The organism is Mycobacterium venezuelense, assembly GCF_054919535.1.
This window is the reverse complement of the sequence record NZ_JBONDW010000024.1, coordinates 35,691-49,810: the sequence shown is the minus strand read 5'-3', so window position 1 is coordinate 49,810 and position 14,120 is coordinate 35,691. Positions and strand designations below refer to the sequence as shown.

Genomic DNA, 14,120 nt, shown 5'->3' with positions numbered 1-14,120 from the left:
GCTAACCTACCGGTTGGTTGGGTACCGAGGGTCAGCGACGACGGGAGTGTGCGTGACGGTTCGCATCGGCAACTGTTCGGGCTTCTACGGCGACCGGCTTGCCGCGATGCGGGAGATGCTCACCGGCGGAGATCTCGACTATCTCACCGGCGACTATCTCGCCGAGCTCACGATGCTCATCCTCGCGCGGGACCGCGCCAAGGACGCCGACCGTGGCTACGCCAAAACCTTCCTGCGCCAGCTCGAAGAGTCGCTCGGACTCGCGCTCGACAAGGGCGTGAAGATCGTCGCCAACGCGGGCGGCCTCAACCCGCCGGGGCTCGCGCATGCGATCAGGGCCATGGCCGACCGACTCGGCCTGACCGTCAACGTCGCCCATGTCGAGGGCGACGATCTGGTAGCCCGTGCGGGCGAGCTCGGGTTGGGCACCCCGCTGGCCGCCAATGCCTACCTGGGCGCGTGGGGCATCGTCGACTGCCTCAACAGCGGCGCCGACGTCGTGGTCACCGGCCGCGTCACCGACGCATCGGTGATCGTGGGCCCCGCTGCCGCGCATTTCGGCTGGGGCCGAACGGATTACGACGCGCTGGCCGGTGCGGTGGCCGCAGGCCACGTGATCGAATGTGGCACCCAGGCGACGGGCGGAAACTATGCCTTCTTCACCGACGTAGCGGACTTGCGCCACCCCGGCTTCCCACTCGCCGAGATCTCGGCGGACGGCTCGTCTGTCATCACCAAACACCCCGGCACCGGCGGCCAGGTCAGCGTCGGCACGGTTACCGCCCAGCTGCTCTACGAGATCGGCGGCGCGCGGTACGCGAACCCGGACGTGACCCTTCGCGTCGACTCGCTTCAGCTGACCCAAGATGGCGCCGATCGCGTGCGCATCTCCGGGGTGACGGGCGAAGCCCCGCCGCCCACGTACAAGGTGTCGCTCAACAGCATCGGCGGTTTCCGCAACGCCACGACGTTCGTGCTGACCGGCCTGGACATCGAGGCCAAGGCGCAGCTCGTGCGCGACCAGTTGGAGGGCGCGCTGAAAGTCAAGCCGGCCGAACTGGAATGGACGCTGGCCCGCACCGACCATCCCGATGCCGACACCGAGGAGGCCGCGAGCGCGCTGCTGCACTGCGTCGTCCGCGACCAGGATCCCAACAATGTCGGCCGCCAGTTCTCCTCCGCTGCAGTCGAACTCGCGCTTGCCAGCTATCCGGGATTCACCGCGACGGCGCCGCCCGGCGACGGCCAGGTGTACGGCGTGTTCACACCCGGGTATGTCGATGCCGCACAGGTGCCACACGTCGCCGTGCACGCCGACGGCACACGCACCGATATCGCACCCGCCGCCGAAACCCTCGAGCTGACGCCGGTCCCCGAACCGGCTCTCCCGGAACCAGTTTCAGCCGGGCCCACCCGTCGGGCACCGCTTGGCACCATCGCCGGCGCACGCAGCGGCGACAAAGGTGGATCCGCCAACGTCGGGGTGTGGGTGCGCACCGACCAACAGTGGCGGTGGCTGGTCCACACACTCACCGTGGACAAGCTGCGGGAACTGCTGCCCGAGGCGGCCGATCTACCGGTGACACGACACGTACTGCCGAATCTGCGGGCGGTGAACTTCGTGATCGAGGGCATTCTCGGCCAGGGCGTGGCCTACCAAGCCCGATTCGATCCGCAGGCCAAAGGGCTGGGCGAATGGTTGCGCAGCCGTCATCTCGACATCCCGGAGGAACTCATCGGATGAGCATCTGGACCACACCCGAGCGCGAAGAGCTGCGAAAGACCGTGCGTGCCTTCGCCGAACGCGAGGTGCTGCCCAACGTCGGCGAATGGGAACGCACCGGTGAACTGCCGCGCGAATTGCACCGCAAAGCCGCCGACGCCGGTCTTCTGGGTGCGGGTTTTCCCGAGTCGGTCGGTGGCGGCGGCGGGGACGGCGCGGACGCGGTGGTCATCTGCGAGGAGATGCACCAGGCCGGTTCGCCTGGTGGGGTGTTCGCGTCGCTGTTCACCTGTGGCATCGCGGTGCCGCACATGATCGCCTCGGGTGACGAGCGGCTGATCGAGACGTACGTGAAGCCCACGCTGCGCGGCGAGAAGATCGGTTCCTTGGCCATCACCGAACCGGGCGGCGGCTCGGACGTCGGGCACCTCACGACGAAGGCCACCCGGGACGGGGATGACTACATCCTCAACGGCGCCAAGACCTACATCACGTCCGGCGTGCGCGCCGACTACGTCGTCACCGCGGCCCGCACGGGTGGCCCCGGCGCGGCCGGAGTGTCCCTGATCGTCGTTGACAAGGGCACGCCAGGATTCGAGGTCAGCCGCAAGCTCGACAAGATGGGTTGGCGCTCAAGCGACACCGCCGAGCTGTCCTACACCGACGTGCGGGTTCCGGTCGCGAATCTGGTCGGAGCCGAGAACTCCGGATTCCTGCAGATCGCCGCGGCGTTCGTGTCCGAACGGGTTGGCCTTGCCGCTCAGGCGTATTCGAGCGCGCAGCGCTGCCTGGATATTACGGTCGAGTGGTGCCGCAACCGCGAGACGTTCGGCAAGCCGCTGATCGCGCGGCAGTCGGTGCAGAACACGCTTGCGGAAATGGCCCGTCGCATCGACGTCGCACGCGTGTACACGCGCAATGTGGTCGAGCGGCAGCTGGCCGGTGAAACCAACCTGATCACCGAGGTGTGCTTCGCCAAGAACACCGCGGTCGAGGCCGGCGAGTGGGTGGCCAACCAGGCCGTGCAGTTGTTCGGCGGCATGGGCTACATGGCCGAATCCGAGGTCGAGCGGCAGTACCGCGACATGCGGATTCTGGGCATCGGCGGCGGAACGACGGAGATCCTCACCTCGCTGGCCGCAAAGACGCTGGGGTTCCAGTCATGACCACGCTCAAATCCACGCTGGACCCGGCCTCCCCCGCGTATGCCGAAGCCGCCGAGGTCATGGCCACCAAGCTGGCCGAACTCGAAACCGAGCACGCCAAGGCCCTGGCCGGCGGTGGCACCAAGTACGTCGAACGGCATCATTCCCGCGGCAAGCTGACGGCGCGCGAACGCGTCGAACTGTTGCTCGACCCCGATGCGCCGTTCCTGGAGCTGAGCCCGCTGGCCGCGTGGGGCAGCGATTTCGCCGTGGGCGCCAGCGTCGTGTGCGGTATCGGTGCGGTCGAAGGCGTCGAATGCCTGATCGTGGCCAATGATCCGACGGTCAAGGGCGGCACCAGCAATCCGTGGACGCTCAAGAAGATCCTGCGCGCCAATCAGATTGCGATGGAGAACCGGCTTCCGGTGATCTCCCTCGTGGAGTCGGGCGGGGCTGACCTGCCCACACAGAAAGAGATCTTCATCCCCGGCGGCCAGATGTTCCGCGATCTGACCCGGCTGTCGGCGGCGGGCATCCCAACCATTGCGCTGGTGTTCGGCAACTCGACGGCAGGCGGCGCGTACGTGCCGGGCATGTCCGATCACGTCGTGATGATCAGGGAACGGTCGAAGGTCTTTCTGGCCGGTCCGCCGCTGGTCAAGATGGCCACCGGTGAGGAATCCGACGACGAGTCCCTGGGCGGTGCCGAAATGCATGCCCGCACCTCGGGTTTGGGTGACTATCTGGCCAACGACGAGCACGACGCCATCCGCATCGGCCGCCGTATCGTGGCCCGGCTCAATTGGCGAAAGAAGGGCCCGGTGCCGGCGCCGGTCGTCGAGCCGTTGTACGACCCCGAGGAACTCATCGGCATCGTGCCGGCCGATCTGCGGATACCGTTCGACCCACGCGACGTGATCGCGCGCATCGTCGACGGATCGGATTTCGACGAGTTCAAACCGCTCTACGGGTCGTCACTGGTGACCGGGTGGGCCACACTGTACGGCTACCCGGTCGGCATCCTGGCCAACGCACGCGGTGTGCTGTTCTCCGAGGAGTCCCAGAAGGCCACGCAGTTCATCCAGTTGGCCAACCGGGCCGACACTCCACTTCTGTTCCTGCACAACACCACCGGCTACATGGTGGGTAAGCAGTACGAAGAGGGTGGCATGATCAAGCACGGCTCGATGATGATCAACGCGGTGTCCAATTCGACGGTGCCGCACATCTCGCTGCTGATCGGCGCCTCATACGGCGCGGGTCACTACGGCATGTGCGGGCGCGCTTACGATCCGCGGTTCCTGTTCGCGTGGCCGAGTTCGAAATCCGCGGTGATGGGCGGCACGCAGCTCGCCGGGGTGCTCTCGATCGTCAGCCGCGCGGCGGCCGAGGCCCGTGGCCAGCAGGTCGACGAGGCTGCCGACGCCGCACTGCGGGCCGCTGTCGAGGCGCAGATCGAAGCCGAATCGCTGCCGATGTTCCTGTCCGGCCGGCTTTACGACGACGGTGTGATCGACCCTCGCGACACTCGCACGGTGCTCGGAATGTGCTTGTCCGCCATTGCCAATGGCCCGATCGAGGGGACGTCGAACTTCGGCGTCTTCAGGATGTGAGCGGCTCGATGATCACCAGAGTTCTGGTCGCCAACCGCGGAGAGATCGCCCGCCGCGTGTTCGAAACCTGCCGTCGTCTCGGTATCGGCACCGTCGCGGTCTACACCGAACCCGACGCCGGTTCGCCGCATGTCTCCGAGGCCGACGCCCGCGTTCGGCTGCAAGGCAACAACGGTTATCTCGACGCAGCACAACTTATCGCCGCGGCGCGCGCCGCGGGTGCCGATGCGATTCACCCCGGCTACGGATTCTTGTCCGAGAACGCCGATTTCGCGGCCGCGGTCATCGACGCGGGGCTGACGTGGATCGGGCCTCCGGTCGCAGCCGTGCAGGCCATGGGTTCCAAGATCGAGGCTAAGAAGATGATGGCCGCGGCCGGTGTCCCTGTCCTGGCCGAGCTCGACCCGGATACCGTCACGGCCGATCAGCTGCCGGTGCTGGTGAAGGCCTCGGCAGGCGGCGGTGGCCGCGGTATGCGCGTCGTGCGCGAACTTGCGGATCTGCCTGCCGAAGTCGCCGCGGCGCAGCGTGAGGCCCAGTCGGCGTTCGGTGATCCGACGGTGTTCTGCGAGCGGTACCTCGCCGCGGGCCACCACGTCGAGGTGCAGGTGCTCGCCGACGCGCACGGCACGGTGTGGGCGGTAGGTGAACGTGAGTGCTCCATTCAGCGCCGTCACCAGAAAATCATCGAAGAGGCGCCGTCACCGCTCGTCGAGCGCACACCGGGCATGCGCGCCAAGCTGTTCGACGCCGCGCGCCTGGCAGCCGACGCCATCGGCTACACCGGCGCGGGCACGGTCGAGTTCATGGCCGACGATAGTGGTGAGTTCTTCTTCCTCGAGATGAACACACGACTACAGGTCGAGCACCCGGTGACCGAGGCGACAACGGGCCTCGACCTCGTCGAACTTCAGATACGGGTCGCCGAGGGTGCCCGGCTCGACCCCGAAGCACCGCCGTCGCGCGGCCACGCCATCGAGGCACGGCTGTACGCCGAGGACCCGGCGAAGAATTGGCAGCCGCAGGCCGGGACGGTGCACCGCTTCGATGTCACGGGGAACGTACGCGTCGACACGGGCATCGTCGACGGCTCGGTGGTGTCGATCTTCTACGACCCGATGCTGGCCAAGGTCATCTCGTACGCCCCGACCCGTCTACAGGCCGCCGGCGTCCTGGCCGATGCGCTGGCCCGCACCAAGATTCACGGCGTGCGCACCAACCGCGACCTGTTGGTCAACGTGCTGCGGCATCCCGCGTTCCTCGACGGGGCTACCGACACCGCGTTCTTCGACACGCATGGTCTCGACGCGTTGGCCGCGCCACTGACCGATCCGGCGGCCGTGACGCTGTCGGCCATCGCGGCCACACTCGCCGATGCCGCGGATAACCGGGCCGCCGCAACGGTTTTCGGAGCCGCCCCGAGTGGGTGGCGCAACCTGGCTTCGGGCTATCAGTCGCGGATGTTCCACAACGTTGCGGGCGAAGAGCTACCGGTCCGGTACCGATTCACCCGAACCGGTGTCGAGTTGCCCGACAACGCCACTGTCGCGCTCGTGTCGGCCACGCCCCGGCACGTCGTGCTCGCGGTCGACGGAGTGGAGCGGCCGTTCGAAGTGGCCCGCTACGGTGCGGACGTCTTCGTCGATTCGCCCCTTGGTGCAGTGCAATTGACTGCCCAGCCGCGGTTCCCCGATCCCGACGCCGCCGTCGCACACGGTTCGCTGCTGGCGCCCATGCCTGGCTCGGTCGTCCGGGTCGGCGCCGCCATCGGCGACACCGTGACCGCGGGCCGACCGCTGATCTGGCTTGAGGCCATGAAGATGGAGCACACCATCGCCGCACCCGAGGACGGGGTGCTGGCCGAACTGAATGTCGAGGCCGGCCAACAGGTCGAAGTCGGCGCCGTACTTGCCCGCGTCCAAACCCCTGAAGGAGAACAGTCATGAGCGGCTTCATCGAATCCGAGGAACAGCAGGCGCTGCGTCAGGCCGTGGCCGCGATGGCCGCCAACTATGGCCAGGACTACTACCTGGAGAAGGCCCGCGCCGGCGAGCACACCACCGAATTGTGGAATGAGGCAGGCAAACTCGGTTTCATCGGCGTGAACCTGCCCGAGGAGTACGGCGGCGGCGGGGCAGGCATGTACGAGCTCAGCCTGGTCATGGAGGAGATGTCGGCCACCGGCTGCGCGCTTCTCATGATGGTGGTCTCCCCCGCGATCAACGGCACGATCATCTCCAAGTTCGGCACCGAAGAGCAGAAGAAGCGCTGGATCCCCGGCATCGCCGACGGATCGATCACCATGGCGTTCGCCATCACCGAACCCGATGCCGGCTCCAACAGCCATCGCATCACCACCACGGCTCGAAAAGACGGCAGCGACTGGATCATCAAGGGCCAGAAGACGTTCATCTCGGGCATCGACCAGGCCCAGGCCGTACTGGTGGTGGGCCGTACGGAAGACCACAAGACCGGCAACCTCAAGCCCGCGCTGTTCGTGATCCCCACCGACACGCCAGGCCTGAGCTGGACCAAGATCGACATGGAGATCGTCAGCCCGGAAAGCCAGTTCCAGGTGTTCCTCGACGACGTCCGGCTGCCTGCCGACGCGCTGGTGGGTTCGGAGGACGCCGCGATCGCGCAGCTGTTCGCCGGGCTCAACCCCGAACGGATCATGGGTGCGGCCAGCGCGGTCGGCATGGGCCGGTTCGCGATCAACAAGGCCGTCGAGTACGTCAAGAACCGTCAGGTGTGGAAGGTTCCGATCGGCAGCCACCAGGGCCTGTCACATCCATTGGCCCAGAACCACATCGAGATCGAGCTGGCCAAGTTGATGATGCAGAAGGCCGCAACGCTCTACGACACGGGCAACGATTTCGGGGCGGCCGAGGCCGCCAACATGGCCAAGTACGCCGCGGGTGAGGCGTCGGTGCGTGCGGTGGACCAGGCCGTGCAGTCCTTGGGCGGCAACGGCTTGACCAAGGAGTACGGCATCGCCGCGGCGGTGACGGCATCCAAGCTGGCCCGCATCGCGCCGGTGAGCCGCGAGATGATCCTCAACTTCGTCGCGCAGACGTCGCTGGGTCTGCCCCGGTCGTACTGATGTCCGAGCTCGTTCGGTACACGGTCGACGGTGCCGTCGCGCGCCTGACGCTCGACTCACCGCACAACCGCAATGCGTTGTCGACTGCCCTCGTCGAGCAATTACACGAGGGCTTCGCCAGCGCCGCAGCCCAACCCGGCGTACGCGTGGTGGTGCTCGGTCATACCGGTGGAACATTCTGTGCGGGGGCTGATCTGAGCGAAGCTGCGGGGCGCGATCCCGGCGATATCGCGGTCGATCGGGCGCGGGAGATGACCAAGCTGCTGCGCGCGATCCTCGAGCTGCCACTGCCGGTGATCGGCGTGATCGACGGGCACGTCCGGGCCGGTGGTCTCGGTCTCGTCGGTGCCTGCGACCTGGTGGTGGCCGGCTCCAACAGCACGTTCGCACTGACCGAGGCACGCATCGGTGTTGCGCCGTCGATCATTTCGCTGACCCTGCTGCCGAAGATGACGCCCCGTTCGGCCGGGCGCTACTTCGTCACCGGCGAAAAGTTCGGCGCGGCCGAGGCGGCTGCGATCGGCCTGATCACAGTGGCCGCCGACGACGTCGCAGCTGCCGTTGCGGCATTGACAGCCGAGATCGCCAAGGGTTCACCGCAGGGTCTGGCGACGTCGAAAGCATTGACCACCGCGGCGATCCTGCGCAGTTTCGACGGGCACGCCGAGGAGCTCACCCAGCAGTCCGCGCGGCTGTTCGTGTCGGACGAGGCCCGCGAAGGAATGATGGCTTTCCTACAGAAGCGGCCGCCGAGTTGGACGACGGTGTGATCTGACTCTCAAATAGCGATTGGCGTCGATATCCGGTTTGGCCCTCCGGGAGCCGTGGGAAGGCCACGTACGTGCCTGAGACGATCGAGCTCGAGTCCGCTACCCATTTCGCCATGACGGCGGCGTGGGTGGCCGCTGCCGTCGCCCTTGCATACGGGGTTGGCCTGACGCTGTCGTGGGTGATGCAACGACTTGGCAGGCGAAGCGCGGTACTGCGCGATGTCGCACAGCTGACGCGACGGCCGGTACGTGCCACGCTCATGGTCATCGCCGCCACGGTCGCGCTCCGACGGACCTCCGACGCGCAGGCGAGCTGGCGGGGCTGGCTCGACCACATCTTGGTCATCGCGCTGATCGCCACGATCACGTGGCTTGTCGCGAGTTTGGTGGTGGTCGCCGAACGCCGCGCGATTGCCCGCTTCGCCGGTGGCGACACCGGCCTGACCGACGCCGATCGGCACTGGCGCAAGATCCGTACTCAGGTGACCGTACTGCGGCGAATCGTCATCGCGATCGTGGCCGTACTCGGCGCCGCCGCGGCGCTGATGACGTTCCCGTCGTTCAGCGATATCGGCAAGACGCTGTTTGCGTCAGCTGGTGTCTTGTCGGTTGTTGCGGGCCTGGCTGCGCAGACGTCACTCGGCGCCGCGTTCGCGGGCATCCAGATCGCGTTTTCGGATGCGATCCGGGTCGGCGATGTCGTCGTGCTCGAAGAAGAGTGGGGCCGCATCGAGGAGATCACGTTGACCTACGTCGTCGTCCACCTCTGGGACGAGCGACGTCTGGTGTTGCCGTGCACGTATTTCACCACCACGCCGTTCCAGAATTGGACCCGCAATGCCACCGAGTTGCTTGGCACGGCCGAACTCGATGTCGACTTCACGGTGCCCCTGGACGAGATGCGGGCGGAGCTGGACCGGCTGCTGCGGGCCAATCCGTTGTGGGACGAGCGGGTCGGTGTGCTGCAGGTGACCGACGCCGTGGGCGGCCTGGTCCGCGTGCGGATGTTGGTCAGCGCATCGAATGCCGGTGCCTTGTTCGACCTGCGCTGCGATGTCCGCGAGGGCATGGTCGAGTGGATGCAACGGACCCATCCGGGCGCGCTTCCCCGCCAACGATTGGAGATCCCGCGCGAGCAGTCGGTGGAACTCCCAAGGCGGACAACCAATCTCGATCGGCCCCAGGCCGATTCCGGACTGTTCACCGGCACCCCCGAGGCTGAGCGCCGGGGACGTGCGTTCGATCAGACCGACTCGGAAGCTCCCGACCGGTCCGATCGCGAATTGGTGCGAGTTCCATACGCTGATGAGTGATCTATGGTGCGGTTTACGCAGGTAATCATGCATTTCTGAAGGTTGCGGATTGTTGCTAGAGGCAGCATTTGTCGCCCGGGCTCTGTTGCACCCGGCGGCGTGAGGCATACCGTTCTCGTGCGGACGTCCTCTGCCGCGCGGGTTCACCGAAAGGCCGGATCATGGCCGAAGATCAGAACAAAGCTGTAGCTCGGCGCGTTTGGGAGGCGTTCGCCTCCGGCGACCTGGACGCGTTCGACGAAATCATCGCACCGGGAGCCGCATTCCACGACACGCAAGACCCGTTCGGGAACCAGCGCGGACCCGAGCACATGAAGAACCTCATCCAGATGTACCGAAATGCCTTCTCCAACATGCGTTTCGACGTGAAGCTACAGGTCGCTGAGGGTGACTACGTCTGCACGCTCCTGGAAGCGCAAGGCGACAACACCGGCGAACTCATGGGGCAGCCGGCCACCGGCAGACACAGCAGGATTCAGATCACCGACACCGACCGCATCGTCGACGGCAAGATCGAAGAAACGTGGGTCACCTGGGACACCCTCGGCATGCTGCAACAACTCGGCCTCATACCGACGGCATCGCAGACAACCCGCACCGAAGTGGTGTGACGCCGTCACCATCACTCCCCAGCGACTGATTCCCGGAGGCGGTCGAAGGCGCGCGCATGAGGCGCCGGATGACGCAGGTAGGCGCGGATCTGCGCCGAGCAGCTTTCGACGGAGTCGGCACTGGTGTCCACCTCGACGTCATAGAGGCGGTGAGCGTGGACGGTCGCGATCTGACCGATCGCGGTACCCAACGACCGGTCGCCGCGGCGACCTTCGCGCTCGTGCGCGTCGGCGACCGCACAGTGGACACCGACGAGCACGACATCGATACCGGCCATGACCGTGAGCAGGTCGCGCAGCCGCCAGGGCTCGCTGAGCACATGGTCCATCACGATGTTGTTGCCGGCCCGCGCCATCCCAGCGACGGCGCGATGGAATCCGGCGCGGGTACGGCGCAACACCTCTCGCAGATCAGTCGGGCTGCATTCATAAGTGCGCTGCTCCGCGCGCATCGCACCGAACATGTCCACGGCCATGTGAAACCAGGGACTCTCGAAGTCAGCGAGTAGCTGCCGAGCGATCGTCGACTTTCCAGAACTCGACACCCCGTTGAGTAGGACGACCTGGCCGGGCGACGCGAAGCTCATACTCCGATTCTGCCCAATAGATTCTTCTTAACTTGACCTTATTTTTGTCTTATATTTCTTAGAGTTCGGGTACGGTGGCTTTACGACACCGAGGGGGAACATGGGCATCGTTGGTGAACACGCTGTCGTCGTAGGGGCTGGAATGGCCGGTCTGCTCGCGGTCGGAGCGGTATCGGCGCGCTTTCGATCGGTGACCGTGGTCGAGCGGGACCCGTTGCCCGACAACGCGATATATCGCAAAGGCGTGCCGCAGGGCCGTCATCTGCACAGCTTTCTCAGCCGCGGGCCGCAAGTTCTCGACGAGTTGTTCCCCGGCCTGCTCGATGAACTTGCCGATGCGGGAGCGGTCGTCATCGACGACGACAGTTTGTCCCGGGTCTACGCCCGCATCGGCCACCACGAGTTCAACCAGTCGGGCCGGCTCGCCGATCCGTCGGCATTGCGGTTGTACCTGGGCAGCAGGCCGTTCATCGAAAGGCATGTTCGCCGACGCGTCCGGACGATCGACAATGTCAGCTTTCTGGACGGGCACGACATGCTTGAACCGGTCGTCACGGCGGATTCGGTTTCGGGTGTGCGCATACGCAACCGCAACGATGGCGTCGAATCAGTGCTGCAGTGCGACCTTTTGATCGACGCCAGAGGGCGTACCGCCCGTCTTCCCGCATTCCTCGACGAACTCGGCTACGGCATGCCGGCCGAAGAGACGTGCCCGTCGGATTGGGCTTATTCGAGTCAGTTGATGACATTGCCGCAGCCAGGGTTCGTCGAGCGGCTACTGATAGCCAACAACGGCAACCACAAGCCGCGAGTGCTGCTGGTCGCCTATGAACACGGCCGGTGGATGCTCGCGGTCGGACGGTCCGGCCGTTTCGGTGCGCCGCCGTCGGATTTCGCGGGCATGCTCGCGTCGGTCGCGGACGCATTCCCTGAGCGAATCGCGTCCGGACTGCACGGCGCACAGCCGGTCGGCGGCGTATCGATCTTCCGCAAGACAGACTCGGTGTGGCGGCGTTTCGATCAGATGACCCGATTCCCGGCGGGCTATCTGGTGACCGGTGACGCGTTGTGCAGCCTCAATCCGCTCTACGGCCAAGGTATGACGATGGCTGCGCTCGAGGCCCTCGTCCTGCGCGACTGCTTGACGGCCGGGCGGGATGCGTTGTGGCAGCGCTTCTTTTCCGCCGCCGCCGTCCACATCAGCCCCACCTGGGCGCGCAACCGCGCCAACGACCACGTCCCGCTGACGACGGAACGCCCGAAACTCGATCAGCGCCTCCAGAAATGGTTCGTGACCTCCGCACTCATCGCTGCACATTCCGACGTCCGGGTGGCTGAGCAACTGCTGCGCGTGAACAATCTCGTCGACCCGCCCGCCACGTTGCGGGATCCAGCGCTTCTTCTCCGTGTCGTCGCGGGCCGGGTGCGCGCGCGTCCGCAGGTGCGCCCATTCCGTGGTGCGCACCCGTGGATCAGGCGCATTCGGGTCCGTCGAAGTACCGCTCCGGATGGTGGTACTCGTTGACCCGCGCCTGGCCAATGTCCAGCTGGGGCGGTGGAATCCACTCCGTGCGGCCATCTTTGCGTCTTCGCGTTCGCCAACCTTTGTTCGTCAGCAATCGATGGTCGGGCTTGCACGCCAAGGTCAGCTCGTCGATGTTGGTGTGCCCTCCGGCGATCCAATCTTTGTCGCGGTGGTGAACCTCGCACCAGTAGGGCGGCGCCGTGCAGCCCGGCCGCGTACACCCGCGATCCCGCGCGTACAACACGATTCGTTGACCCGGTGAGGCGACGCGTTTGGTGCGGCCGAGATACATCGGTACCTCGGTGTGCGATTCGTAGATGCACAGATAGTGGTAGGCGTGGCTGGCCAGCCGTATCACATCGGCCATGGGGAGCACGCTGCCGCCGCCGGTGACGGCCCAGCCCTCCCCCGACTCGATCTCGGCAAGCGTGGTGGTGACGACGACGGTGCACGGCAATCCGTTGTGCTGACCCAATTCACCGGAAGCCAACATTGCTCGGCCGACGGCCTTGAACGCGTCGTGGTTGCGTTGGATCTGGGTGCGGCTGTCGCGTTGGACGGCCTCCTTGTCGGGTTCGCCATCTACACAAGTAGTTTCGTCGTCCGGATTGCACATGCCGGGCGCGGCCCATTTGGCTGCGATCGCATCCCACACGGCCCGACTCTCGGGGTCGAGCAGGCCCTTGACCTCGCTCATGCCGTCGGCACCCTGCTTGCCGATGTACAGGTAGCGACGTCGGGCGCGGTCCGCGTCGGACGGTGGCTTCCCGTCCGGGTCGATCGTCATCAACATCCGATCGGTGGCCTGACGCAGTTCGTCGGGCGACAGTCTCGGGGCGGACTTGGCCAGGATCGCCTCGGCCTTGGTCCGGTCGTCGGCACCGACCCACCCGGGCAAGCTCGCGAAGAACTTGCGGATCACCCGAACGTGTTCGGTGCCGATGTCACCACGCGACTGTGCGGCAGCGGTCATGGCCAGCTTTGGTTGCAACGATTCGCCGTTCACTGCCCGTCTCGGCCCGAGATCCTCGGCGTCGGCGATACGCCGCCCAGCTTCGGCTCGACTGATTCGCAAGCAATTCACCAACACATCACGCATCGAATTGCCGCCCATTGCTTGGGGTGTGGCCTCGTCGGTCATTCGGGCGACGATCACGTTGTCCACCGCACCCTGCGCGCGTTGAATCCGTTCGCGAAGCATCGCCACCCGCATCAGGTCCGGCAGCGTCAACGCGTCGTGAGATGCCGCGGCGATGAGGGCGCCAGTCTCTTCGAAGACCTCATAGAGCGCAAGCAGCGTTTCGCGATCGATTCGCTCACGGGTTGCGCCCATGATTCGAACACTAGTGCGAAGGTCTGACAAGTTGATGCCGTGGAGTTGAAAGCGGAACCAAAGTGACCAGAGTTTCTTGAATCGACAATGAGGCGCGGTTCGCGACACAACAAGATCATGCAAATTCGGCAACCAAACTGACAGTGGCTGCCACGAACGCGCAACCAACCGGCTCGCACCAGACTTCAGACCTGGGGTCCCACTAGACGCCATCCCCACCGGAGTGAGATCGCCCCGGCGAGTACAAATATCGCGTACCAACCGAGCCGGGAACTTATCGATCACCACGCCGACATCGGTGGCTCGGCAGAACAAGCTGCACACATTGACGCCATGGAAAGTTTCTTCCGCAAACCTGAGATTTGGCTGAGTACGGATTGCTACGGTGTGCGAGCAC

Annotated in this window: 11 protein-coding genes; 9 read left to right on the top strand and 2 right to left on the bottom strand. The window is 65.6% G+C overall.

The annotated features are described in order from the left end of the window. Positions 1–52: 52 nt before the first annotated feature. The 8 genes from ACRCUN_RS29565 to ACRCUN_RS29530 all read left to right on the top strand — a co-directional run bounded on the left by ACRCUN_RS29565 (position 53) and on the right by ACRCUN_RS29530 (position 10,278). Positions 53–1,744, top strand: coding sequence for an acyclic terpene utilization AtuA family protein (locus ACRCUN_RS29565; RefSeq protein ID WP_462145184.1), 1,692 nt, complete (start codon positions 53–55; stop codon positions 1,742–1,744). Beyond that, a complete protein-coding gene (locus ACRCUN_RS29560) occupies positions 1,741–2,889 on the top strand; it encodes an acyl-CoA dehydrogenase family protein (RefSeq protein ID WP_462145183.1) in 1,149 nt (382 codons plus the stop codon). The genes ACRCUN_RS29565 and ACRCUN_RS29560 overlap by 4 nt, the downstream gene beginning before the upstream one ends. After that, positions 2,886–4,481: an acyl-CoA carboxylase subunit beta gene (locus ACRCUN_RS29555; RefSeq protein WP_462145182.1), complete on the top strand. Its 1,596-nt coding sequence runs from the start codon at positions 2,886–2,888 to the stop codon at positions 4,479–4,481. Before ACRCUN_RS29560 ends, ACRCUN_RS29555 begins: the two co-directional genes overlap by 4 nt. Positions 4,482–4,489: 8 nt before the next feature. After that, a complete protein-coding gene (locus tag ACRCUN_RS29550; RefSeq protein ID WP_462145181.1) occupies positions 4,490–6,427 on the top strand; it encodes an acetyl/propionyl/methylcrotonyl-CoA carboxylase subunit alpha in 1,938 nt (645 codons plus the stop codon). After that, positions 6,424–7,584 carry an acyl-CoA dehydrogenase family protein gene (locus tag ACRCUN_RS29545; RefSeq protein WP_462145180.1) on the top strand — a complete coding sequence of 387 codons (1,161 nt, stop codon included), beginning with the start codon at positions 6,424–6,426 and terminating at the stop codon, positions 7,582–7,584. Before ACRCUN_RS29550 ends, ACRCUN_RS29545 begins: the two co-directional genes overlap by 4 nt. Beyond that, complete coding sequence (locus ACRCUN_RS29540) at positions 7,584–8,354, top strand: enoyl-CoA hydratase family protein (protein ID WP_462145179.1); 771 nt, start codon at positions 7,584–7,586, stop codon at positions 8,352–8,354. Before ACRCUN_RS29545 ends, ACRCUN_RS29540 begins: the two co-directional genes overlap by 1 nt. A 71-nt stretch (positions 8,355–8,425) precedes the next feature. Beyond that, positions 8,426–9,667 carry a mechanosensitive ion channel family protein gene (locus ACRCUN_RS29535; protein WP_462145178.1) on the top strand — a complete coding sequence of 414 codons (1,242 nt, stop codon included), beginning with the start codon at positions 8,426–8,428 and terminating at the stop codon, positions 9,665–9,667. A 161-nt stretch (positions 9,668–9,828) separates the two neighbouring features. Continuing rightward, positions 9,829–10,278 carry an ester cyclase gene (locus ACRCUN_RS29530; RefSeq protein WP_462145177.1) on the top strand — a complete coding sequence of 150 codons (450 nt, stop codon included), beginning with the start codon at positions 9,829–9,831 and terminating at the stop codon, positions 10,276–10,278. Positions 10,279–10,289: 11 nt separating this feature from the next. Here the strand turns inward: ACRCUN_RS29530 and ACRCUN_RS29525 are convergent, their stop codons facing one another. Beyond that, a complete protein-coding gene (locus ACRCUN_RS29525; RefSeq protein WP_462145176.1) occupies positions 10,290–10,865 on the bottom strand; it encodes a chloramphenicol phosphotransferase CPT family protein in 576 nt (191 codons plus the stop codon). A gap of 142 nt (positions 10,866–11,007) precedes the next feature. Here ACRCUN_RS29525 and ACRCUN_RS29520 point away from each other — a divergent pair, with 142 nt between their 5' ends. After that, positions 11,008–12,390, top strand: coding sequence for an NAD(P)/FAD-dependent oxidoreductase (locus ACRCUN_RS29520; RefSeq protein ID WP_462145175.1), 1,383 nt, complete (start codon positions 11,008–11,010; stop codon positions 12,388–12,390). Here ACRCUN_RS29520 and ACRCUN_RS29515 read toward each other — a convergent pair. Further along, positions 12,338–13,723, bottom strand: a complete 1,386-nt coding sequence (locus tag ACRCUN_RS29515; RefSeq protein WP_462145174.1) for an HNH endonuclease signature motif containing protein — start codon at positions 13,721–13,723, stop codon at positions 12,338–12,340. The genes ACRCUN_RS29520 and ACRCUN_RS29515 overlap by 53 nt on opposite strands. Positions 13,724–14,120 lie beyond the last annotated feature (397 nt).